Below are 25449 nucleotides of genomic sequence, written 5' to 3'. Positions count from 1 at the left end.
GGCACGCCGCCAGCGTTCGTCCTGAGCCAGGATCAAACTCTCCATTAAAGTGTTTGACTTGCTCATTACTTAACTAGCTATTTAAAACTTGTTTGAATCGACGTGATTCATTTGTTCAGTTTTCAAGGAACTTGTTTGTCACAATTTGTCGTGACAAGATGTTATGTTATCAGCTTCTTTATCCTTTGTCAACAGCTTGTTTCACATTTTTATTTACTTCGATGTGTTTCGCTATTGATGTCGTGTCTTCCGAAGCGACAAGAAGTAATATACCATGTCTGATTTTGAAATACAACTTGTAATAAATGACATTTAACTTTCGCGTCATAAATTAAACGCCGCAAGCCTTTTTTCAAAGACCCGCGACGCACTGGTATACTGCGAAAACTTATGCTTCGCCTAATAAGCGGAGCAATTCGTCTTCATCCTCTATTACGGTAATTCCAAGATCACGGGCCTTGGTCAGCTTGCTGCCCGCGCTCTCGCCCGCAATAACGAAGTCCGTCTTTTTCGAGACGCTGCCGCTGACTTTGGCGCCAAAGGCTTCAAGCTTTTTGGCCGCCTCATCCCGCGACATTTTCGATAAGGTTCCCGTTAATACAACGGTCTTGCCGCTGAAGATACTGTCCTGGCGAACAATAACCGGCTGCTCGGCTTCGGCTTTTACGCCAAGCTCACGCATACGGGCAATGCTTGCAGCGATAACCGGATCGGCAAAATAGTTCACGATGCTGTCCGCTACAATGGCGCCGACATCCTGCAGGCCTACAAGCTCTTCAGCCGTTGCCGACATAACCGCATCAAGGCTTCCGTAGTGGTCGGCCAGCATTTTTGTCGTTGCTTTCCCGGTATTCGGAATTCCCAAGGCAAAGAGGAAAGCCGCCAAATCGCGGTCTTTGGATTTTTCGATGGCATCCAGCAGCTTGCGCGCTTTTTTGTCGCCGAATCGGTCCAGCTTAATCAAATCGTCATAGCCAAGCGCATAGAGATCCGCCGGGTCATGAACATCGCAATCCGCATACAGCTGCTCTGCCGTCATTACGCTGAAGGCTTCGATATCCATCGCGTCGCGGGAGGAGAAATGGGTGATCCGTCCGATAATTTGAGGACGGCAGCCAAGCTTATTATTACAGAATAGATGCGCCCCGCGCTGCTCCAGCTCGGTGCCGCATGCCGGACAGACAGTTGGGAATACGATCTCCTGACCCGGCTCTTCGTCTATTTTGCCTAGTATTTCAGGGATTACGTCGTTCGAGCGGCGTATGGATACAAGCGTGCCCAAGGCATACTTCAGGTTCTTCCGCTCAATGTCTCCGATATTGTTAAGCGTACAGTTCTGTACCGTTACTCCCGCCAGCTCAACCGCTTCAACCCTTGCTACCGGCGTGATTTTGCCCGTACGGCCGACTTCCCAGGAGACAGACTCCAGCACCGTTGCCGCCTCTTCCGCCTCAAACTTGAAGGCGACCGCCCAGCGAGGGAACTTATCCGTATAGCCAAGCGCCTCCCGAGTACGCATATCCGTGAGCTTCACTACCGCGCCGTCGATCAGGAAATCAAGCTCCAGGCGCTTCTCGGCAATCCGCAGCAATTCTTCCTGCACTTCTTCAATCGTATCGAAATACAAGGCATACGGATTCACCTTGAACAAGTTATCCTTCAAAAACTGCTGCATCTCCCGGTGGTTTGAGAACGAAACGCCTTCCGCAAATCCGACATTATAGAAGAAAGCATTCAGCTTTCGCTCCGCCGTTGTTTTCGGATTCAGGTTGCGCAGAGCGCCTGCTGCTGCATTGCGCGCATTCTTAAGCGGTTCTGCCGCCGTCTGGTTGTATCGCTCCAGAACGGACAGGTTCATAATGCCTTCCCCTTGCACTTCGATAATTCCGTCTCTGAAAGGTATAGTCAGCGGTACGGAGCGAATGGTCTTCACCTGTGCCAGAATCCCCTCGCCTACGGTTCCGTTGCCGCGGGTGGATGCCTGAATAAGCTGGCCGTTCTCATAAGTCAGGTTAAGGGTTAAGCCGTCGAATTTCAGTTCAATGACATAGTTGGGCTGCGGAAGAGGCTCCTCCTCCGGATGCTTCGCGTTATAGTCATTGATGGCTTTCAATACCCGCTGATTCCAAGCCAGGAGGTCTTCGGTATCCTGCGCCTTGTCGAGACTCCATAAGCGGGCCCGGTGACGGTGGGGCTCAAAGCCTTTGAGCAGTTCTCCTCCAACGCGCTGCGTAGGGGAATCGGGCAGTACAATGCCGGTAGCGGCTTCCAGCGCCACCAGCTCATCGTACAGCTTGTCGTAATCCGCGTCATTAATAGTGGGCTGGTCAAGCGTGTAATACGAATAATTATGGGCGGAGATTTCCGCCGCCAGCTCTTGCATGCGGGTCAGCTGCTCAGGCGTTGCCGTCTGGTTTTCCATGGGAGGGTCCCATCCTTCCATCCATTTAGACTTTTGTTATTGGTGCAAATCCGGCCAAAAGCCGTTTGACGCCAACCGGCGCAGGGAAAGCGATTTGCAGCTCCATATCGTTGCCCGTCCCTTTGACGGAAACGATGACGCCTTCGCCCCATTTGCCGTGCGCAACCTTGTCGCCGGCAACGAAGTTCCGGTCCGCGGCATTCCCCGCGGCCGATCCGGCGGTAGACGCCGCTTTCGCGGCGGCGTCTAGCGGCGTGCTCACGCGCACTCCCGCCCCCGATGGTCCCGTGGTGCGGGCTCCGGCGCCGGAAGCGCCGAAGGATGGCGCGCGCCCTGCGCCAAAGCTGGCTCCGCCACCGCTGCTGCCGAAGCTTGAGCGGCTTGCGCCGCCGGCAAAGCTGCCGGAGCGGCCGATCGTACCGCCCGGCGAAGCCAGCGTCTTCACGTTGTCCGGTACTTCCTGCAGGAAACGCGAAGGCAGGTTGGCGCTGATGCGGCCGAAGAGAGTCCGGCTGCGCGCGCAAGTCAGGTAAAGCTGCTTCTCCGCGCGGGTAATCCCTACGTAAGCAAGGCGGCGCTCTTCTTCGAGCTCTTCGTTATCGTTTAACGCGCGGCTGTGCGGGAAGATGCTTTCCTCCATCCCGATAATAAAGACAACCGGGAACTCCAGGCCTTTCGCGCTATGCATCGTCATGAGAACAACGGAATTGTTGTCCGCCGGTTTTCCGTCATCATCCTTGTCCATGGAATCAATATCCGCGATAAGGGCAAGATCCGTCAGGAAAGCGACTAACGTCTTGTCTTCGTTGCGCTTCTCGAAGTCCATCGTAACGGACAGGAACTCGTCGATGTTCTCGAGGCGGGCAGTCGACTCAAGCGTCTTCTCGCGCTGCAACTCCATGCGGTATTGCGACATTTCCAACACTTTCTCCGTCAGCTCGGTTACGGACAGATAATCGACCATCTGCGTTAGATTATCGATCATATCCCGGAATTCATGCAGCAGGCCCTGTGCCCGGGCGTTCAGATCTATCCCTTGCAGATTGCCAAGCACGTTAAAGATAGACGTGCCTTGACGAACGGCTTCTTCCGCCAGCTTCGCTACCGTCGTATCGCCGATTCCCCTCTTCGGAACATTGATGATCCGCTGCAAGCTGATATCGTCGTCCGGATTGGAGATCAGTCTGAGGTAAGCGAGCAAATCCTTAATCTCTTTGCGGTCATAGAACTTGATGCCGCCGACAATCTGATACGGAATGTCCGACTTGATCAGAATTTCCTCGATTACGCGGGACTGGGCGTTCGTGCGGTACAGAATCGCATGGTCATCGTACCTGCGGCCGCTTTTCACGTTTTTGCTGATCGTGCCGGTTACGAAATACCCTTCATCATGCTCGGAGTCGGCTTGGTACAAGGTGATCATGTCGCCTTCTCCTTGGTCGGTCCACAGCTTCTTCGGCTTGCGGCCCGAGTTCAGCTTGATGACGGCATTTGCCGCTTCCAGAATGTTGGCCGTAGAACGGTAATTCTGCTCGAGCATAATGGTACGGGCTTCCGGATAGTCATCCTCAAAGTTCAGGATGTTTGTAATGTCCGCTCCACGCCAGCGGTAGATCGACTGGTCGCTGTCGCCGACAACGCAAATATTGTGATGCTTGTCAGCCAGCATGCGGCAAAGCATGTATTGCGCGCGGTTCGTATCCTGATACTCGTCCACATGGATATAACGGAATTTGTTTTGGTAGAACTCAAGCACTTCCGGCATTTCCTTGAACAGCTGAATCGTCGTCATGATCAGATCGTCAAAGTCCAGCGAGTTGTTGCTCTTCAGCCGCTTCTGGTACATCTTAAATACTTTCGCCACAATATCGGTAAAATAGTCGCCTATCTTCTGCTCATAACGCTCCGGCGTAATCAGCTCGTTCTTCGCGCCGCTGATTTCAGCCTGAACGGCTTTCGGTTCAAACTTTTTCACGTCGATATTAAGCTCTTTCATGCAATTGCGAATGACCGACAGCTGGTCGGCGGAATCCAGGATCGAGAAATTGGAGGTAAAGCCGATGCGGTCGATATCCCTGCGGAGAATCCGAACGCACATGGAGTGGAAGGTAGAGACCCAAATATCCTGACCGGAAGGGCCAATCAGCGCCGCTACCCTCGCCTGCATCTCTCTGGCCGCTTTATTCGTAAAGGTAATGGCCAGAATGCTCCAAGGGGCAACCCGCTTCTTCTCGATTAAATAGGCAATACGGTGAGTAAGGACGCGGGTCTTGCCGGAGCCCGCTCCCGCCATGATAAGCAATGGTCCATCCGTCGCTTGAACGGCATCCCTCTGAGGAGGGTTCAGCTTCTGTACGGCTTGATCAATATTTATCGGATTAAACATGAATGTACTCCTTATTTATAAGTTCTGTTCGCATTTGTTCGCTTCTTACTGATAGTGTAGACAACGGCCTGTAATGTGTCAATTTGCAAATAAAAAGCTATTCCTAAAGCTTGTCATTACGCTCTCGGAATAGCTCTGCGATGCCCTGCATCTCTTGGAAAAGCTTCTGTCACCAGCTTGCTTCGCGCAAGCTTTGTTCATTCATCCCCGTGCTGCGGCGCGTACAGCCTCCACCGTCGACAGCGCCGCTTCCAGATCGGCATAGATGATATTGCCTACCACAATCGTATCGGCGACTTGAGCAGCCTGCTCGGCGGTATCGGCATTATGAATGCCTCCGCCGTAGAAGAGCTGCGCCCCTTGAGCCGCATCCTTCGCTGCGCGGACCAAGGACATATCGCCAAAACGCCCGCTATACTCGATATAAATAACCGGAAGATGCAACAGCCTCGCACCCATGCGCACATGGGCCACCAAAGCCGTCTCGTCCAGTTCCGTATCGGCGCCCGTAACGGCAGCGGCCGTCGCTTCGCCGTTGAGGATAATATAGCCCTGCGAAGCGGTCTCTTCCCAAGGTACAAAAGAGCCGTATTCTTTGAGTCCTTCGATTTGCCGGCCAATGATCCATTCCGACTTGTCCGTATTAAGGACAATCGGGACAAAATAACCGTCAAAGCCGGGAACGGCCCCGTCGAGGGTCGAAACCTCGAGGGCACAGTCCACCTCATAGCGGCGGATGCGCGCCATGAGGTCAACCGTATTTTCAAACGTAACGCCGCTGGAGCCGCCAACTATGATCGCATCAGTCCCGGACATACAGACGGCATCTAAAGCCTCATCCGAGATTTCCTTCTCCGGATCTAATTTGAACACATGTCTCCAGCCGCTGTACCATGCTCCACTCATAAAGGCGGTTCTCCTTATTTCACGAGCTGCCCGCGCGTAACGCCGAGCTGATTCGTTGCTTTTAACGTTTTCCATACCTTTGTGCCGCTAATGCGTCCGTCCAGAGCGTCGCGGTACAAGCCAAGCACTTCGCGTACTTTGTCCGCCGTCTCTTCCAAGAACTCAACGCGGTAGGAAGGTACGCCTAGCTCCATGAAGTTGCGAATATATTCGGCGCCCGACTGTTCGATTGCGTTGTACACCGTATTGCGGCAGCCTTCGTCTACGCGTACCGGGTGGGACATGCCGATCCGGTCCTGAAGGGATGCGCGGTGATCCTCGCAAGGACGTCCGCAGTTTGTGTAGTCGGTCCCTTCGCTCATGAACGTGCAATAAACGCAATGTTCGGTATGGAACATCGGCAGATGCTGCTGAATCACGACTTCCAGACGCGTTGTATCGGATTGCTCGAGCATATCCACCATCTGCTGAATGTTCAGGTCGTAAGACGGGGTAATCAGATCCAGACCCGCTTCCGCAAAAACTTCAACGGCTTTGTGATTCGCTACGTTGAGCGAAAAATCGCCGATCAGCTTAGGAAACGGCTTGCCCGGGTTCTCCGCGCGCGCACGCAGGTAGTAGTACAAAGCACCCGTATTGCGGATAAGCACGGCATCCGGCTGGAGCTTCAGTATATTCGCATGGTAGCCGTTCTCTCCCGGCATATGAATACGCGGCGTAGCCAGCGCAATCGGCTTGCCTGCGCGTCTTGCCACTTCAATTGCCGCAGGGAACTGCTTAATAAATTCAAAGTCGGCATAAATCATCTCGACATCCATCTGAACAGCCGCTTCCACCTGCTCCAGATTGCGGCATAGAGCCGTCAATTTCGGATCGGATACCTGCTGCTTGGATGGCTTGGCTTTTGCGACTGCGTTAGGCGCATCTTCAAGCGGATCGATCATATGCTTCACGTATACCGGCGGTTTCGGACGTTCGCCCGTCAGCTTCTCAACCGCTTCGCGGCGCATCCGGTTCAATTCGCGTACGGGTACGATAACATCGCCCTCAAGCGCGACCTCCAGTTGGTCCAGCTGATAGAGCGAGCCGCCAAGGCGGCCAAGCTGGTCTTCAAGCAGCGCAGCGTCCATCGGGCGTTTATTCGCCTGCTCCAGCATCAGCTCGGATTCAACCTCTACCGTGATCCCCTTCTGTACATCCGTCCACCAGGTGCGGAGCGGTTCGCCAACCACACCGGTTACTTTCAGATGCAGAGGGAATACGCGGTATGGCTTCTCGGTCTCGAACGTTGCGCGAAGACGCTTGTCGAGAGCTGGGTCATTCGTCTTCCAGATCTTATCGCCGACATGGACTTTACGCAGGTCAACGTCATTACGTCCGGCAACGAGCTCAAGAAGAGTACCTTCCTGCGCTTCGCCTTCGATCTTCTGGCCATGACGGCGCAGGTCGTAGACGCGTCCGCCCTCTTCCTTCTTCGTTGGATCGCCGGCGTCAAATACGATACCGTCACCGCGCTTCAGCGGAGCTTCCAGGCGGATCGTCACCGCATCACGGAGAATACGCTCCACACGGCCCAGATAAACGCCGCGGCTTTTCGGGAAGGTTCCGTCTACCAGCTGTTTGTTGTTTGTTCCTTTCAGGAAACCATGGGTGAAGCCGCGGGAGAAGCTTTGCTGCAGCTCGCGGACTTCCTCCTTGGAAGGACCCGTAAGATCACCGGCAAAATAGCTGTCAATCGCACGGCGATATTTGCTTACTACGTTAGCTACATATTCCGGGCTTTTCAGACGGCCTTCAATTTTAAAAGAAGTTACGCCGGCTTGAATCAGTTCCGGAATCAGGTCGATAGCCGCCAGATCTTTCGGAGATAATAGGTAAGCAACATCGCCCATCGGCTTGTGCTCGCCGTCTACCATCAGATCATAAGGAAGTCGGCAGGCCTGCGCGCATTCCCCGCGGTTCGCGGAGCGGCCGCCCCACATTTCGGAGGTCAAGCATTGGCCCGAGTACGATACGCAAAGCGCGCCATGCACGAATACTTCCATTGGAAGCTTTGCCTGCTCGCCGATTTTTTGAATTTGCTTCAGGTTATTCTCGCGGCCGAGAACGACACGTTCCATGCCAAAAGGCTTCGTGAATTCCACAGCCTCAGGCGATGTAATTGTCATTTGCGTCGAGCCGTGAATCGGGAAGTCCGGAGACAGCTCGCGAATCATTTTCACAAGACCCAAGTCCTGCACGATCACCGCATCTACGCCGGCATTAATACACATCTCTATCAATTGCTTCGCATCGCGAAGCTCGTCTTCAAATACGAGAATATTAAAGGTCAGGAAACCTTTTACACCATAGGTATGAAGAAACGCCATAATCTCCGGCAGCTCTTCGCTCCGAAAATTGTTTGCTCGAGCACGGGCATTAAACTTCTCTACGCCAAAAAAAATGGCATCCGCGCCGTTGGCCACTGCTGCGCGCATGCAATCCCAGTCGCCGGCAGGTGCCAGCAGCTCGATATCCTCTCGTTTTATATCAATCGTCATTCGACATTCATTCCTCCATTTGTAAACCTGCTATTGCTAGTTTATCAAACCGCGGCAGCAGATGCCACCACCCAATACTGGCAGGGAAGAGAAAAGAAGCCGATTCTCTTGGCGAGAACCGGCTTCTTGGTTATTTTTTAAAAAAACTTAACGGATTGCAGAACCGCATTATACTCATTTAATTGGCTAGGTGTCGCATTAGCTTCGTTAACGCCGAATTGGAAGATGATTGTATTTCCTTTATTCTCAAAGAAATACAGCTTCTCGGTTACCGGAATGCCTTGCACCAGTTCATCCTTGATTTCCAAGGTTTGAACCGTATTTCCGTTAATAAAGGTTGTCGATACTTCGGAAACATTATAACCGTCTTCTTTTAATCCTTTTTGGAACGCGACGCTGGCTGATGCCTTGTCAACGTCTTCATATACCTGAATGAACATATGACCGTAGTTATTGCTGTATCCCACATTGTCCTTGTTAAAGTCGGTATCAATACCGAACCAATAAGCAGGCAAATCTACAGAGTATCCGTAAGTGCTGCTTTTTTTCGTGTTCACTTTCGTACGGTCGATGTTATCGTACTCGTCTTCGATTTGGCCATAATTCTTCTCAACGTAAGCCGTGTCAACGTCTACCGTTGCCATCGTAGACTTGAACAATGCATCGCCTTGAGCGCCAAGCTTCGAGTCATAGTTAAAGTTAAGATCATAACGGTAGCTGCCAACAACCAGGAATACTTCATTAGCCGTATACCAGATTTTTTGATCATAGCTGAACTCATAAGACAGGACGAGAGCATTGCCATCCTTCATAACAATAGAAGAAGTCTTCTCGTTTTTAATATAATTCGGCAGGAAATCATCGTGAATCTGCTTTTGTACGCGGGCAAGCCATTGATCAGCCGTGTCCTGAGCCTGAAGCGAAGAGATGCTAAAAGAGAAGTAGCCGTTCTCGCTTACGTACTGAGGGTTCGAGCTGTCTTTCACGCCGTACCATCCTGCCGGAAGTTTAAGCGAAAGTCCAAATTCTTTGTTATTGATAGACATAAGGCCATCTTTAACTTTGGTGATGTCTTTAATCGCATTATCCGCTTTATTGAAAGATGGCGTAAAGCTGTCCAACAACGACTGGTACGGATCAAGCGCAGTCTTATCGGTTCCAACTACGCCTACCATTACAAAATAAAGCGTTTCGCCTTTTTGAATAGCCCGGTACTCGAAAAGCATGCCTTGCTTCGATGATCTTGTTACCATTTTTTCAAAGCTTTGGCCGTTAACCGTGATGGTTCGCTTGTCGACAACCACTTCATCGCTGTACATCCAGTCCACGGTAATTTTATCGCGGATTTCGTTGGTGGTCAGAACATCCGCCGAATGCTCCGTCGATACAATGACGCTGGATTTACTGGTTGTGCTGCCCCATTCCGCATAGGTTCCGTCATCGCTTTGTTGAACAAGCACAAGACCTGGCGGATAGTTCATTGTCCAGCCGTAGTAGCTGTCGCCGAACTTGGTTTTGCCATAGTCAGGATCCAGGTTAGTCGAACCGCCGCCCGAATTGCTAGTGCCGGATTGAGCAATAGTACCGGTGATTACGATTTCGCCCGTCTTCTTATCTTTACCGATCTTCGCGCCAAAAGTTTCAACGATGACGCGTACCGGCACCATCGTAGTACCTTTGATTACAACTGGAGCAACCGCAACCGTTTGATCTTTACCGTTTACTTTTACGGTTTTGCTGCCAATCGTTACGACTACGGTCTTATTGTTATAAGTCAGCGTGATTATTTTGTTGTCTTGCAGCTTCAGCTTTGCGCCAAAAGCTTTCGTGATGACGCTAAGGGGCACCATGGTTGTTCCCGCTTTTTCAAAAGGAGCCTGTACAGTCGATTGTTTCCCGTTAATCGTAACGGTCGAGCTGTTTGTTTTGAGGCGGATTTCTACGTTACCGCTCGCGGAGTCTGCCGCAAAAGCCGCTGCCGGCACGATCGTTACGACCAGCAGTACCGCTAACAGCATAAACATAAATCGTTTCATCTTCATTCTCTCTACTCTCCCTATTTATAACGGAATAAAAGATTAAGCCGTTGTTAGCGTCAGTTTACGGGTAACCAAATCGCCATCCATCATCATTGTTACTTCAACCTGTTGGCCGGGCAAATACGATTTCAAAAGCTCGTTCACTTCTACAATAGAAGAAATCTGATGGCCTGCAACGGAATACAGCACATCACCGACCTGAATGCCAAGCTTCTTGGCAGAATCCGATTTGACTGAAGTAACGGTTAAACCGTCGTCGGTTGGCAAACCAACGATAGCCGCGTAGCTCTCTTCCAGCCCGATTCCAAGGGAGGAACGCTTCACGTAGCCGTACTTGAAGAAATGTCCCGTTACGTACGATACGGTATCCACCGGAATCGAGAAGCCCATGTTATCGATGCCCTCATCAACGAATTTCATGGAATTGATGCCGATCACTTCGCCCTTCATATTCACGAGCGGGCCGCCGCTGTTCCCCGGGTTAATCGCGGCATCCGTCTGCAGCAGACGGTAATAGGAAGATACCGAGCGGTTCATGCCGCTTAGTACGCCGGTTGTTGCCGTGTTGCGAAGCGAGAAAGAGACAGGCGTGCCGATTGCAATCACCGTCTCGCCGACTTTTGCTTGCAGCGGCGATGCCGCAAACTTTGCTACCGGCAGCTTGGTCGCGTTGATTTTGACAAGCGCCAGATCGCTTACTTCGTCGACATTGCTTCTTTTCCCGCTGTATTGCTTGCCGTCCGCGGTTACAACGGTAATGTTGGTCAAGTCTTTTACAACATGGGCGTTGGTCAAAATCCAGCCGTCGGCTTTCATAATAACGCCTGTCCCATGTGCCAGAACATAACGCTGATCGCCGCCGTCCGCCGGCTTGCCGATGATTCCTACAACGGAAGGAGAGACTTTGCTGACGACAGACGGTACATCTGCCGGAGGAGTGTAGGCATAAGTCTTGGTTGATGCATCGTAAGCACCCGTACCTCCCAAAGTACTCGTCAGCGACGATGCCTTGACGTACACCTCTCCGTTAATCTTGGTCGCACTCATTTTCATTGTTCCGGGACTTGTTGCCGTTCCCGCTGCAAACGCTGAACCGGCTACCAACAGTCCTCCCGTTAGGATGATGGCGCCTGCGCGAAGCATACTACGTTTCACTCTATCACTCTCCCAGATCCAATCAAAAACAAGAATCCATTTATAGGAAACACGTTCTAAATGTATCATGCCAAAGTACTATACAACAAGAAGAATTTGTAAGATAAAAACCTAAATAATAAGTAAATAAATAGGCGAGGCAAACATCTTTTTTCATATTGATTAAATATCCAAAAACACGACAAACGTAAGTCTCTTATTCCATTAAATTTGACGTGATTTTTGACACCTGTCGCAAGCGGAATGCCTTATCTTTCCGGGCGGGAAGATTGCTTTCATTCGAATTGCCTAGTTTGTATGCGATTTTGGTTTTTCTTTCGTAAAAATGAGGTATACGCATCACTAGAATGCTATAATAGGGACAGCCAAACCTTAGGAGGTAATAATAATGAAATTAGGCGTATTTGCCGTACTTTTCTCGCAAAAACCATTTGAAGAAGCACTCGACTACATCGCTGCCAAAGGTCTTGAAGCGGTAGAGCTTGGCACAGGCGGTTACCCTGGCAACGCACATTGCGATCCAGATACATTGCTTGCTGACGCAGGCAAATTGAAAGCGTTTAAACAGGCGGTAGATTCGCGCGGACTGATTATCAGCGCACTTAGCTGCCATGCTAACCCGCTTCACCCGCAAAAAGCGATTTCCAGCGCAGACGACGCTATTATCCGTAAAACAATCGAGCTGGCTAACCGCCTTGAAGTACCGGTTGTAAACACCTTCTCCGGCTGCCCCGGCGACCACGAGGATGCAAAATATCCGAACTGGCCGGTTGCTCCATGGCCGAACGATTTCCAAGAAATCCTTGCTTGGCAATGGGAGAAAAAAGTTATTCCATATTGGTCTGAAATCGGCGGTATCGCTGAGCAAAACGGCGTAAAAATCGGCCTTGAGCTGCATGGCGGCTTCTCCGTTCATACGCCTGCTACGCTTCTTCGCCTTCGTGAAGCTGCAGGCAAAGCGATTGGCGCTAACCTTGACCCATCCCATATGTGGTGGCAAGGCATTGACCCTGTTGAAGCGATCAAAATCCTGGGCCGCGAAAACGCGATCCATCACTTCCATGCGAAGGATACTTCCATTGATTTCAACAACGTGAACAAACACGGCGTAACGGACATGCAGTCTTACACACTGATGCTGGACCGCGCTTGGCAGTTCCGCTCCGTTGGCTTTGGCCACGATCTGAAAACTTGGGCAGACATCATCAGCACGCTGCGTCTCGTTGGCTACGACTACGTTGTCAGCATCGAGCATGAAGACGGCCTGATGTCCGTTGAAGAAGGCTTCTCGAAAGCTGTTCAAAACCTGCAGCAAGTTCTGATTAAAGAGCCTGTTGGGGATATGTGGTGGGTATAATTCGATGGGTTGGTTGATGGGGTAAAAGCAATCGCTGCGCAAAAGTATGTTTCTTCCGATCGCTGTTGACCGTGGATTTCTTCGAATATAACCGCTTAGCGGTTGAAATCCTCGGTCAAAGGCGAACACTCCGTTTCTCCAGAAACATACTTTCGCTCCGCTCATTTACCACAAAGACCAAACAATTGAATTAATGATAAGAGGAATAAAACAGCCTGTCTGGCTTATGCCGGGCAGGCTGTTTTTTTACATGCGATAAAGATAAAGGCAAAGATAAAGGCTAGGACAACGTCTCCCACTTCGCCCACATCTCCGGTGGATTAAGCTCGTAAATTTCGTTCTCCCGGAACATGAACTGGTGCATGATAAACTCGCGGCGGATGGTCGCGAAATCCGGGTGGAAGCCTTTGATAAATTCGTTGAGCTCCCTCTCCGTGTATTTGCGCCCCTTCTCCAGCTTGGATACCATATACTCGAGTACGATCAGTTTCTTCTTAAGCTGAGCCGGAATAGACTTCAGTTGACCTGCAGCAGCGAAGAAGTTCTTGATCACGGACTGCCTTACGCGCTCAAATTCCTCGTTCATTTGTTCTTCTCCTCCTTTCTGTTGCGACATCCGGTAAATCAAATTAGCCGCAGCGTTAGAGCCATTCTTAATAAAATAGTTATTAAGCGAGAAGTAAATGGTGTTCTTCTCTCTCCGTTCATTAATCAAGCTTGCTTCACGAAGCTTGGCCGCGTGGTGAGTGACGGTAGCCGGTGTTACGCCAAGCTTCTCCGCCAGCACCTGCCCATTGAGTTCCCCGTCTGCCAGCAGAATCAGAAGCCGGATACGCGTCGGATCCGCTAATGCTTTATGATAGCTCACTACCTTATCTAATTGCATGGAAACCTCACTTCCTTCCACATACTAATTTAATAAATGTCTAATTAGATGATTGTTAAATAAGATGATAAAGGATCACCTAACAAATGTCAATTGGCAAATCAAAAAGCGCCAGCCCATTTTCCTCTCGGATCATGAGCTGGCGCTTATAAATGTATAAGGCCTGCCGGCGAACCGGCAGGCCTTGTATTTATGCCATCCAAACTTTAAAAATCATAATGTAGTCTATGTAAAGAAACAAAAGCAACGCTATCGTAGTGAATCCGATTGCAAATACATTTTTCTTAGGGCGAGCTTTTACTAAACGTACAAAGCCAATCAAGATTAAAATGGTGAACGCAAGCATGAACCAGTCAAATGTATTGATGTTGCTGGTGGATTTAGCTGCTTCCTCTGCTGCCAAAAACATCGAGTGACCCCCTTTTATTCGCACGTAGCCTATATTACCTCTATGTTATCTTCAAGTGGCAAATCATGCAAGTCCGATTCAGATTTCGTAACAAGTTTGTCACGTTTTCCCACATTTGTTCTTTAAAACGTTGTTTTACCAGTATACTCTGCAAGTTAATTTGTCCAATTCTGCCTCTATTTATAACTAAACATACAAAAGAGACTCCCTTTCCATCGGATAAGAAGAGTCTCCTTTGCCTTTAACTTACTCCACAGCGCCTGCCGCTACGCTTTCCTGGACTGCGCGATGCCGGTTCACCGTGCGTTCGCGGTCCCGCTCCATAATAGGCTTCAAATACTTGCCTGTATAGGAGCCCGATACTTTAACAACATCCTCGGGTGCACCCGATGCAACAATGGTACCTCCGCCATTGCCGCCTTCCGGTCCAAGATCGATCAGATAATCGGCTGTCTTGATCACATCAAGGTTATGCTCGATAACAAGGACGGATTCTCCGGAATCAACGAGGCGGTGCAGGACCGTAAGCAGACGGTCGATATCATCGACGTGAAGCCCTGTTGTTGGTTCATCCAAAATGTACAGCGTCTTGCCGGTACTGCGACGGTACAGCTCGGAAGCCAACTTCACGCGCTGCGCTTCGCCGCCCGACAAGGTTGTCGCCGGTTGGCCCAAGGTCATATAGCCGAGACCAACATCAAGCAAAGTTTGCAGCTTCCGGTGGATACGGGGAATGTTCTCGAAGAACTTGGTTGCGTCCTCGATCGTCATCTCCAGCACCTCGGCAATGTTTTTGCCTTTGTATTTCACTTCCAAGGTCTCACGGTTATAACGCTTGCCTTTGCAAATCTCGCAAGGGACATACACATCCGGCAGGAAGTGCATCTCAATCTTGATAATACCGTCGCCTCTGCACGCTTCGCAACGGCCGCCTTTTACGTTAAAGCTGAAACGGCCCTTCTTGTAGCCGCGAACCTTCGCTTCATTCGTTGTGGAATAGAGATCACGCACATCATCGAATACTCCCGTGTAGGTAGCCGGGTTCGAACGAGGAGTACGGCCAATCGGAGACTGGTCAATATCGATAACCTTCTCCAAATGCTCAAGACCTCGCAATTCCTTGTATTCGCCTGGACGCACCTTCGCCTTGTTCAGGTCGCGGGCCAGCGTCTTATACAGGATCTCATTCACGAGTGTAGATTTACCAGAACCGGATACGCCGGTAACAGCCGTAAAGATACCTAGCGGAATCTTCACGTTAACGCCGCGCAGGTTATTTTCCTTGGCCCCGCGGATCTCCAGCCACTTCTCTCCGGTTTTACGACGCTCAAGCGGAACCTCGATAAACTTCTTCCCGCTCAAATATTGGCCGGTCAGAGAGTTATCGTCCTTCATAATTTCCTCAGGACTTCCCTCGGCGGTTACCATTCCCCCGTGAATACCTGCGCCAGGGCCAATATCAATAATATAATCGGCGGCAAGCATCGTATCTTCATCATGCTCGACGACAATAAGCGTATTGCCCAGGTTGCGCATATGCTCCAGGGTTTCGATAAGACGGTCATTATCGCGTTGATGCAGACCAATGCTTGGCTCGTCCAATATATACAGAACGCCCATCAGACTGGAACCAATCTGAGTAGCCAGACGAATCCGCTGTGCCTCTCCGCCGGATAAGGTGCCTGCGGCACGGCTCATCGACAAATATTCCAGGCCAACGTTCACAAGGAAGCCCAGGCGGCTGTTGATCTCTTTCAGAATGAGGTGAGCGATCTTCTGCTCTTTCTCGTTTAAGGTAAGGGAATCAAAGAAACGCTGCGCCTCGCCAATCGATAACGAAGTCACAAAGGAAATATTCTGTTCGTTAATCGTAACGGCAAGGCTTTCTTTCTTCAGACGATGGCCTTTGCAAGTACCGCATGGCTTGGCACTCATGTAGGCTTCAATATATTCGCGGATGCCATCGGAAGCCGTCTCCCGGTAGCGGCGCTCCAGATTATGAACAATACCCTCGAAAGGAACGTAAGCTTCCTTCCGGTGGCCAAAGTCATTCTCGTACACGAAGCGTACTCGCTCTCCGCCTGTACCGAACATCAGCTTTTTCATCTGATCGGCTGACAAATCCGATACCGGTACATCCTGCGGAATATGATAATGCTGGCACACTGCGCTCAGGAATTGCGGGTAATAATTCGACGTGCTTCCCGCCCATGCTTCGAATGCCCCTTCATTTATGGGTTTGCTCAGATCCGGAACAAGCAGGTCCGGGTCAACAATCATCTTCACGCCAAGACCGTCACAATCCGGGCAGGCACCATACGGACTATTGAAAGAGAACATGCGAGGGGCCAGCTCTTCAATGCTAAATCCGCATACCGGACAAGCCAGGTTGGAGCTGAACAGCAGCTCCTCTTGGTCAATAATATCAACAATAACACGGCCGTCAGCCAGCTTCAGCGCGGTTTCCAAGGAATCCGCCAACCGGCCTTGAATATCCGCCTTCACCACGATACGGTCGATAACGACTTCAATATTATGCTTCTTGTTCTTCTCGAGCTCGATTTTCTCGCTAAGCTCCCGAAGCTCGCCGTTAACCCGGACACGGACATAGCCTTGCTTCTGAATGTCGGCAAGCAGCTTCGTATGCTCACCCTTACGACCGGAAACAAGCGGCGCCAGAATTTGCAGCTTCGTCCTCTCCGGATATTCCATAATACGGTCAACCATCTGCTCAACGGTCTGCGAAGTAATCTCGATGCCATGATCCGGGCAATGCGGTCTTCCGACCCGGGCAAAGAGCAAACGCAAATAATCGTAAATTTCCGTTACCGTACCCACCGTCGATCGCGGGTTGCGGCTAGTTGTCTTCTGGTCAATGGAGATAGCCGGAGACAAGCCGTCAATGGAATCAACATCCGGCTTCTCCATCTGCCCGAGAAACTGCCGGGCATAAGCAGACAACGACTCTACGTATCTACGCTGGCCTTCGGCATAAATCGTATCGAAAGCAAGCGAGGATTTACCGGAGCCGCTCAGTCCCGTCAGGACGACAAATTTGTCGCGGGGTATGGTAACATCGATATTTTTCAAATTGTGGGCTCTAGCCCCTTTGATTACAATCTTGTCACTAGCCACTTCTTACGTTCCTCCCATTCCTTGTCTCTAGCCCATCTCCGCTTTCAATTCCAGCAACGCGTCACGCAGCTCCGCAGCTCTCTCGAACTGCAAATTCTTCGCCGCATCCTTCATCTCGGCTTCCAGCCTTTGCAGCAAAGCTTGGCGTTCCTTCTTCGTCATCTTCTCGGAGCCTACGCCAGTCAAATATTCCGACTTCTCCTCGGCCACTTTCGTCGCCTTTATATCATCATGCACTTTCTTACGGATCGTCTGAGGCGTAATGCCATGCTCTTCGTTATAAGCAATCTGGATGGTACGACGGCGCTCCGTCTCCTTAAGCGCCTTATCCATGGAATCGGTAATCTTATCCCCGTACATGATAACCCGGCCATCGCTATTCCGCGCTGCCCGCCCAATCGTCTGAATCAGCGAGCGTTCGGAACGAAGGAAGCCTTCTTTGTCCGCATCCAAAATCGCTACAAGGGATACTTCCGGCAAATCTAGCCCCTCCCTCAAGAGGTTAATACCCACAAGCACATGGAATGTACCGAGACGCAGATCGCGAAGGATGGCAATCCTCTCCAGCGTCTTGATATCGGAATGCAGATAACGCACTTTAATGCCAATCTCTTTGAAATAGTCCGTCAGATCCTCGGCCATCTTCTTCGTCAGAGTAGTGACAAGGACGCGTTCATCCTTGGCTATCCGGTCGCGGATCTCGACTAACAGATCATCGATTTGACCTTTTGTCGGACGCACCTCAATAATCGGATCCAGCAGGCCGGTCGGTCGGATAATCTGCTCAACCATCGTTGGGCAATGTTCCAGCTCGTAAGGTCCCGGTGTCGCCGACACATAAATCTGCTGTTTCGCTTTCTCCTCGAATTCCTCGAAGCGCAGCGGCCGGTTATCCAGTGCGGATGGCAGACGGAAGCCGTGATTAACGAGCATTTCCTTCCGCGCGCGGTCACCGTTGTACATAGCCCTAATCTGCGGCAGGGTAACGTGCGATTCGTCAATGACGATCAGCATATCGTCCGGAAAATAATCCATCAGCGTATACGGCGTTGCCCCGCGCTCCCGGAAGGTCAATGGTCCCGAATAGTTCTCGATGCCGGAACAGAAGCCCATCTCCGCCATCATTTCGAGGTCATAGCGCGTACGCTGCTCCAGACGCTGCGCCTCCAGCAGCTTACCTTCTTCTCTTAGCTCCGCAAGCCGTTCCTCCAGCTCACGCTCGATATTGCCAAGCGCAATCTTCATCGTTTCTTCATGGGTAACGAAGTGAGACGCCGGGAATATGGCAACATGATCGCGTTCACTTACGATCTCGCCGGTAAGCACGTCGATTTCCGTAATCCGTTCGATCTCATCGCCGAACAGCTCGACCCGAATCGCCCGTTCATTATTGGCTACCGGGAAAATCTCTATAATATCGCCGCGGACGCGGAACGTACCGCGGATAAAGTTAATATCATTACGCTGGTACTGAATATCCACAAGCTTATGAAGAATCGTATCCCTGGACTTCTCCATGCCTACCCGCAGCGACAGCACCAGACTGCCGTACTCGGAAGGCGAACCGAGACCGTAGATGCAGGAAACGCTCGCTACGATAATAACGTCCCTGCGTTCGAACAATGAACTGGTCGCGGAGTGGCGCAGCTTGTCGATCTCATCGTTAATACTGGAATCCTTCTCAATGTAAGTGTCCGTAGACGGGATATAAGCCTCAGGCTGAAAATAATCATAATAGCTGACGAAATAACTTACCGCATTGTCCGGGAAGAACTCCTTAAACTCGCTGCACAGCTGTGCCGCGAGCGTCTTGTTATGGGCAATAACCAGCGTCGGCCGGTTAAGCTGCGCTATCGTATTGGCAATCGTATACGTCTTGCCCGTACCCGTCGCGCCAAGCAAGGTTTGCTTGGCTTCGCCGTTCTTCACGCCTTCAATAAGTTTTCTGATGGCTCCCGGCTGATCGCCCTGCGGCGTGTAGTCCGACTTTAATTGAAATAATTGCTCTGAAATCTCATTCACTTGCGTCATCCACCCCGTTTCCCTTACTCATCAATCATTATAGTCAATATATATAAGCGTAAACGGCATCAGCGTCCTTGAAACTTAGAAGAAGCAGCACCGTCCCGCGGTCGAATCCATACGCGCATAGCCTATCCGAATGTGTGTTCCCCTCTATTATAGACGTCTATAGAGGCTGATGCAAACATAAAATCAAAGGGCTTTCCCTAAGCGGCTGCCCAGGAAAAGCCCCATTTCTATTTAAACATTCAAAGTACCCGAACGGTCTTCCTCTTCCGCGTAACCGCCGCCGCTGCGCTTTGCCGTCCTCGCGCGGCGCAAAAGATCGATCAGCGTAGCCGGCTCTGCCGAAGCGTAATAGGTCGCCCGCTCATCGGGTGATAGAATAACCCCAAGCTGATGATGCTCCCCTTCATACCGGGCCCGCTGTACAAACTTGATCTCGCCCTCTCTGTTCAGCACCTCCAGCTTATACATCGCCGAATTGTTCTGCAGCGCCTCGTGAAGATCCTCTTTCGTGAACACCTTGGCGCCATTGACCTTTGAAATAATCTCGCCGGCCTGCAGCTTCATTCCCTCAGCCGGCGTACCCGGCACGATACCCAGAATACGCAAGCCGCGCTGATCATTCACGTACAGCGGACTTTGCGCGGACTCCACCGCACGGCTGCGCCAGATGATAGCTTCATGCAGCAGCAGCGAACATAAAGCGGCAAGCGGGAGCAGCGCCGGCAGCCACCAGGCGAGAAGCGCCGCACCGGTCAGCAGCAGGCTGTACCACATAAGCCCTTTTGCCGCATGACGGGCTTTGGCCTCGGGCAGCATCGCGCGCGTCATTTCGCTGAAGCCGATAATCATCGGCAGAGCGACAACCGTCCAGCCTTGCGTCCAATCACCGCCGAATAATGGCGTCCAAGGCAGATCAACAACCGATGTCCCCCCGGCTGCCGGCACAAGCAGCAGCAGCGGAACCGGCCAAAAGCCCTGCAGCATATAGCCGCCCACAAGCTTCCCCCGCTTCCCTTCCAGGAAAAGCGGAGTAGCCAGCTTGTTTCCTTGTCTCCGAACAAGGAAAGCTTCTACCAGATGAAGAAGCGCCACCAATACGAAAATTCCCGGCATATCAAGTCCGGCAAGCGAATTCGCCGCATCTCCGAGCCATCCCTCACTATTTTCGAGCGAAGTAAAACCAACGATCCACTGCACAAGCGCCAGCGCTCCCGCGCCGTAGGCAAAGCATAGATAGCGAATTCGGAACAAGAGCAGCACAACCGCCGAACCCCATAGCCATAAAACGGCGTCGCCGGTTAAGGTTATGCCGATAAAAGCACCGGCAACGGATGCGAGCACCCCGGCTGCAAGCCCGGCCAGCATCGCTTTGGCCACGAGCCGCGGCCAGATGTGCAGCCTTACGGCGAACATTCGTCTTTCCAAGCTGATTTGTCTCGTATATTGAAGGATAATAAATAATACCGCAATATAATAAAAAGGCTGCGCAAGCAAATGTACAATCGCCCGGCCGAACTGGTCTAGTAAAGCATTGGCTGCATCCAATCGCTACACTCCCATCCTCATCCAAAATAAAAGGCTGACTCCGCTTTAGAGCCAACCTTTTATAAATTCGCCGTTTCCTCTTTATTTCCTGCTGACCGCCTGGATTGCCTCCAGCAGCTGTTTATCGTTCTTCTGATCTTTGATCCATTTCACTACGGCCTGCTCCAAAGACGACGCCGTCTTCGTATCGATCTCGCCTGTAACCGGAAGTCCGGAAGCGTTCTGGAAATCCTTCACGGCTTGTTCGGTCGAAGCGTTATAGTAGCCGTCCTCCCGCTGCGTCGCGTAGCCAAGGCCGGACAGCATAACCTGCGCATTCCGAATCTGCTCGCCTAGCATATCCTTGCGCAAGGTTTCCGTTAAGGTAAGCCTTGCTACCGTATACAGCTTCGGCGGCTGTACCTCCACGGTTGGCTTGATGCCCTTCTGGTGAATCCAATTGCCGTCCGGCGTCAGCCATTTCGCAATCGTCATTTTCACCAGGCTGCCATCCCCAAGCGTCTTGTTATAGCTAACTTGCACCGTTCCTTTGCCGTAAGAGGTTTCACCGACAAGAGCTGCCCCTGCCCGCTCCTGCAAAGCCCCGGCGAGAATCTCGGAAGCACTCGCGCTGCCTTTGTTCATCAGAACGGCAATCGGATACGTTTTGCCGCCGCCTTGCGAGGTTGTTTTCTCGCGGTGACCGTCGCGGTCTTCGACCTGCACGATCGTTTCACCCTTCGGTATGAACTGTTGAGCAATCTCAACCACAACCGGCAGGATGCCACCCGGATCGTTCCGCACGTCAATAACAAGACCTTTCATGCCTTGCTTCTCCAGCTTGGCGAGCTCTTCCTTGAAACGGTCCGCCGTGTTAAGGGAGAACTGGCGGATCTCAATCACGCCTACTCCGTCGCTCCGCAGATTCGCGTACACCGTCTCCACATCAATATCGTCGCGGACAAGGATGAGATCAATCGGCTGGGTATTGCCTGCACGCTCAATCCGAAGCTTCGCTTTTGTCCCCCGGGGACCACGGATCTTCGCAACTGCATCATTCAAGGTTAAGCCGTCCAGCTTCTCGCCATTGACCGATAAGACGATATCCTTGGCGAGCAGCCCGGCGCGTTCCGCCGGCGAGCCTTTGATAGGCGCGACGACCACGACTTTGCCTTTTTCGAGCGTAACCTCAGCACCTATGCCGGAGAACGACCCTTCAATAGACTCGGAAAATTGCTTGGCGACATCCTTTTCCATATAGACGGAGTAAGGGTCGTCAAGCGATTCCATCATCCCTCTGACCGCCCCGTCCACCAGCTCATCCCGGTCAATATCCTTAAAATATTTGGTTTCGATTAACCCCAGAACCGCATTAATCTTCGATTCTTCCTTCTTGCTGAGCCCGCTTCCTTCGCTTGCCGCGGCAGCCGACACGGAAGCCTGCTTCCCGTTAGACGCCCAGAAAACCTGATCGCCTATCGTTAATGTTACGAGCACTGATGCCACCATCGTCATCAGCAGAAGGACAAATACGGTTCTTCCTTTAAAGTACACGTTCGACACCATCCTATCTTTAACGCTAACCTGTTTTGAAGTGAACCTCATTAGTATATGATAAGTTGTCCGTATTTATTTACAACTCTTCCTAATGCAGGAGAAGGCATACTCGTGAATAAACGGAACAATTCCGTATTCCCGGTATGCCTTCCAAGCAAAAGTTATTTCAAATAGCCCGCCGGATTAACAGGATCCTCGTTTTTCCGGACTTCGAAGTGAAGATGCGGTCCCGTGGAATTGCCGGTGTTTCCTGACTCCCCGATTTTTTCGCCTTTCTTCACGCTTTGGCCTTTCTCTACCATGATACCGCCATTGCGGAGATGACCATAGAGCGTCCATAGTCCGTTGCCGTGGTCGATAATAATCGCATTCCCGTAACCGCTCCAAGTTTGGGCAACAATTACTACACCCGCTTCAGCCGCGTAAACATCGGTCCCTTGCGGCACCGCGAAGTCAATGCCGGTATGAAGCTTCTTCACATGGGTGATCGGATGGATCCGGTAACCGAAATTCGAGCTGATCCGGTAATTGCTGCGTAGCGGCATTCCCAGCTTGCCGCCGGAATACGGCTTTTTGATCGCGTTTTTCTTCTTGTTCAGATCGGATACTTTCTTAGCAAGGGCAAGCAGCTGCTGCTCCTGCTCCTCGCTGATATCCTCGAGCTCTTCCATTTCCTTGTTGTAGCTCGCGATCAGCACTTCTTTTTCTCCCTCTTTTTCATCCAGCTCCCCCTTGTACTTCTGGAGCTTGGTATACATCGTCTTCACTTCTCCAAGAGCCGTCTCGACGTTAGCTTTCTTTTCCTCCACCATCGCTTGATCCTTCTTGTGCTGCTCGAGAATCGTGCGGTCCTGGCTCAGAATGGAGTGCAGCGAATCAAACCGGTCAAGAAAATCCGAGAAGCTGGTGGCGCTGAACAATACCTCAAGGTAAGAAACCGCGCCGTTCTCATACATCAACTTCAGGCGGGATTGAAGCAGCTCGTCCCGTTCCTTCACCTGTTCAATGGCCGTGTCCAGCTCTTTGGCAGCGTTCTGAAGCTCCGCTTCCTTCGTATCCACTTGGTCCTGCACGTAGTTGAGGTTGTCCGCAACCTGATCCAACTGCGCATTTAGTTTAAGGATAGCCTGCTGGGCATCTTCCTTCTTCCCGGCAATATCCGCTTTCTTGGCATCTGCGTTTTTAGCGATTTTCTGCGCTTCTTCAATCTGTTTCTTTGCCGCGGCAAGATCCTTATTGATTTTATCTATGGAGGATGCGGCATTTCCGCCAACAGGCTGCAACAAAAATACAGTCAACATCGTTAGGACGATAAACCCTTTTTTCACACTCACCTGCGCGGTCACCTACACTTTCAAATATTTTCGAACGGATAACGTACTTCCCCAGACCCCAATCAAGGTACCGAGGCCCATCAGCAGAACGGTGACTTTCCATCCCAATTCCTCTACCGGTATAAGCTTGATCATCAGCAGTCCCAATTCCATCTCATTCATGCTCACCAGCTTCGTGTAAGCCAGCAACACAACGATGGTTGTAATGCCCGAAGCCACAAGCCCGATCAAGGCGCCTTCCACGAAGAACGGCCAGCGGATGAACGAATTCGTCGCCCCTACCAGCTTCATGATGCCAATCTCTCGCCGTCTTGCCAGAATCGTCATTTTGATTGTCGTGGAGATCAGGAACATCGCGGTTACGCCTAGACCGATAACAATGACAAGACCGATGTTACGGATTGCGTTCGTAATCTTGAACAGCTTCTCAACCGTGCCTTGGCCGTATTTAACGCTTGTAATCGGCTTCGCTTCATCGCCGTTGTTCAGCGCCGAAATCTCGCTTGCCGCGACAGCTATGTTCTGAGGGTCAAACACCTCGACGGTAAAAGAATCCGGCAGCGGGTTGCTGTCTTTATCGTAGCCGTCCAAAAGAGCATCGCCGTCTTTGCCGAGATTTTTGCGGAGCAGCTCAAGTCCCTCTTCCTTGGACACGAACTCGACTTTGCTGACATCGGAGAGCTTGCGGATTTTGTTCTCCAGCTCGTTAGTCTTCTGCTGATCGATATCGGTCTGCAGGTAGACGCGGATTTGCACCTGGCTCTCGATATTCGAGGCCATGCTGTTGATGTTCAGCGCCAACAAGACGAATACGCCAAGCAGGAACAGCGAGAAAAAGATTGAACTGATCGAAGCGAAGGACATCCACCCGTTGCGGATGATGTTCTTGAAGCCTTCCCGAAAGTGGCGGAGGAGCGTGCTAATTCTCATACCCGTACTCCCCTCTTGCTTCGTCGCGGGCAATGTTGCCGTTCTCGATGGCGATCACGCGTTTGCGCATCGTGTTCACGATTTCTTTGTTGTGCGTAGCCATAACGATTGTCGCGCCGCGGAAATTGATCTCCTCGAGCAGGTTCATAATGCCCCATGAGGTCTCCGGATCAAGGTTGCCCGTCGGCTCATCCGCTACGATCACGGTTGGGTTATTAACGATCGCGCGCGCGATAGCGACGCGCTGCTGTTCGCCGCCGGACAGCTGGGCCGGAAGGCTGGCATGCTTATGTTTTAGTCCGACAAGGTCGAGCACTTCCATCGTCCGCTTCTTGATGAGGCGGCGCGGCGCTTCGATAACTTCCATGGCAAAGGCTACGTTTTCGTAGACCGTCAGCTTCGGAAGCAGCCGGAAATCTTGGAATATAACGCCGATATTACGTCTAACGTACGGGATTTTGCGGGGTTTGAGCTTGCCGATATTGAAACCGTTGACGGAGATTTGGCCTTTCGTTGGCACTTCTTCACGGTAGATCAGCTTCATGAAGGTAGATTTGCCGGCGCCTGACGGTCCGACGAGGTAAACGAATTCATTGCGATCTATTCGAACGGATACGCCGCGCAGGGCGTGAGTACCGTCGGTGTAAGTCTTCCATATGTCTTGCATCTCTATCAACATTATCACATCCTGTTTTTTATCAGTCTTAGTTATTCGACAGGGATATACGAAATCCTTCATTTTGGGTCTTATTTCCTCATTTTTCACAATTCTCATAAACGTTCTCACTGTTGATTTCCCTGGAAATATGCCTGTTTTTCGACAAACAGGGCTTGTCGT

16 protein-coding genes are annotated in these 25449 nt (G+C 51.2%); 1 reads left to right on the top strand and 15 read right to left on the bottom strand.

What is annotated here, in order from left to right; translation table 11 throughout:
• Positions 1 to 388: 388 nt before the first annotated feature.
• The 6 genes from ligA to PGL01S_RS26570 all read right to left on the bottom strand — a co-directional run bounded on the left by ligA (position 389) and on the right by PGL01S_RS26570 (position 11448).
• Complete coding sequence (gene ligA, locus PGL01S_RS26595; protein WP_127498046.1) at positions 389 to 2422, bottom strand: NAD-dependent DNA ligase LigA; 2034 nt, start codon at positions 2420 to 2422, stop codon at positions 389 to 391.
• A gap of 25 nt (positions 2423 to 2447) precedes the next feature.
• A complete protein-coding gene (gene pcrA / locus PGL01S_RS26590) occupies positions 2448 to 4808 on the bottom strand; it encodes a DNA helicase PcrA (RefSeq protein ID WP_127498044.1) in 2361 nt (786 codons plus the stop codon).
• A gap of 201 nt (positions 4809 to 5009) precedes the next feature.
• Complete coding sequence (gene pcrB / locus PGL01S_RS26585) at positions 5010 to 5714, bottom strand: heptaprenylglyceryl phosphate synthase (RefSeq protein WP_127498042.1); 705 nt, start codon at positions 5712 to 5714, stop codon at positions 5010 to 5012.
• A 14-nt stretch (positions 5715 to 5728) separates the two neighbouring features.
• Positions 5729 to 8254 carry a U32 family peptidase gene (locus tag PGL01S_RS26580; RefSeq protein ID WP_127498041.1) on the bottom strand — a complete coding sequence of 842 codons (2526 nt, stop codon included), beginning with the start codon at positions 8252 to 8254 and terminating at the stop codon, positions 5729 to 5731.
• A 137-nt stretch (positions 8255 to 8391) separates the two neighbouring features.
• A complete protein-coding gene (locus tag PGL01S_RS26575) occupies positions 8392 to 10296 on the bottom strand; it encodes a copper amine oxidase N-terminal domain-containing protein (RefSeq protein ID WP_127498039.1) in 1905 nt (634 codons plus the stop codon).
• A gap of 36 nt (positions 10297 to 10332) precedes the next feature.
• Entirely contained in the window at positions 10333 to 11448 is a 1116-nt protein-coding gene (locus PGL01S_RS26570) for a S1C family serine protease (RefSeq protein WP_127498037.1), read from the bottom strand.
• 388 nt (positions 11449 to 11836) lie between these two features.
• Here PGL01S_RS26570 and PGL01S_RS26565 point away from each other — a divergent pair, with 388 nt between their 5' ends.
• A complete protein-coding gene (locus PGL01S_RS26565; protein ID WP_116393574.1) occupies positions 11837 to 12805 on the top strand; it encodes a sugar phosphate isomerase/epimerase family protein in 969 nt (322 codons plus the stop codon).
• 280 nt (positions 12806 to 13085) lie between these two features.
• Here the strand turns inward: PGL01S_RS26565 and PGL01S_RS26560 are convergent, their stop codons facing one another.
• The 9 genes from PGL01S_RS26560 to ftsE form a co-directional block, all read right to left on the bottom strand.
• Positions 13086 to 13691, bottom strand: coding sequence for a DUF2087 domain-containing protein (locus tag PGL01S_RS26560; RefSeq protein WP_127498035.1), 606 nt, complete (start codon positions 13689 to 13691; stop codon positions 13086 to 13088).
• A 190-nt stretch (positions 13692 to 13881) separates the two neighbouring features.
• The gene (locus tag PGL01S_RS26555; protein WP_116393576.1) at positions 13882 to 14100 is read right to left on the bottom strand and encodes a hypothetical protein; all 219 of its coding nucleotides are present in this window, start codon (positions 14098 to 14100) and stop codon (positions 13882 to 13884) included.
• A 246-nt stretch (positions 14101 to 14346) separates the two neighbouring features.
• Positions 14347 to 17235, bottom strand: coding sequence for an excinuclease ABC subunit UvrA (uvrA, locus tag PGL01S_RS26550; RefSeq protein ID WP_127498033.1), 2889 nt, complete (start codon positions 17233 to 17235; stop codon positions 14347 to 14349).
• A 27-nt stretch (positions 17236 to 17262) separates the two neighbouring features.
• Positions 17263 to 19266, bottom strand: coding sequence for an excinuclease ABC subunit UvrB (gene uvrB / locus PGL01S_RS26545; protein ID WP_174806605.1), 2004 nt, complete (start codon positions 19264 to 19266; stop codon positions 17263 to 17265).
• A 231-nt stretch (positions 19267 to 19497) separates the two neighbouring features.
• Positions 19498 to 20811, bottom strand: a complete 1314-nt coding sequence (locus PGL01S_RS26540; RefSeq protein ID WP_127498029.1) for a PDZ domain-containing protein — start codon at positions 20809 to 20811, stop codon at positions 19498 to 19500.
• An 81-nt stretch (positions 20812 to 20892) separates the two neighbouring features.
• The gene (locus tag PGL01S_RS26535) at positions 20893 to 22344 is read right to left on the bottom strand and encodes a S41 family peptidase (RefSeq protein WP_127498027.1); all 1452 of its coding nucleotides are present in this window, start codon (positions 22342 to 22344) and stop codon (positions 20893 to 20895) included.
• 164 nt (positions 22345 to 22508) lie between these two features.
• A complete protein-coding gene (locus tag PGL01S_RS26530) occupies positions 22509 to 23681 on the bottom strand; it encodes a murein hydrolase activator EnvC family protein (RefSeq protein WP_127498025.1) in 1173 nt (390 codons plus the stop codon).
• Between the two features lie 12 nt (positions 23682 to 23693).
• A complete protein-coding gene (gene ftsX, locus PGL01S_RS26525) occupies positions 23694 to 24611 on the bottom strand; it encodes a permease-like cell division protein FtsX (protein WP_127498023.1) in 918 nt (305 codons plus the stop codon).
• A complete protein-coding gene (gene ftsE, locus PGL01S_RS26520) occupies positions 24601 to 25287 on the bottom strand; it encodes a cell division ATP-binding protein FtsE (protein ID WP_116393610.1) in 687 nt (228 codons plus the stop codon). The genes ftsX and ftsE overlap by 11 nt, the downstream gene beginning before the upstream one ends.
• Positions 25288 to 25449: the final 162 nt, after the last annotated feature.

This window comes from Paenibacillus glycanilyticus NBRC 16618, assembly GCF_004000805.1.
GTDB classification, from domain to species: domain Bacteria; phylum Bacillota; class Bacilli; order Paenibacillales; family Paenibacillaceae; genus Pristimantibacillus; species Pristimantibacillus glycanilyticus.
The sequence above is the reverse complement of the archived record's forward strand: the minus strand, read 5'-3'. Positions and strand labels throughout refer to the sequence as shown.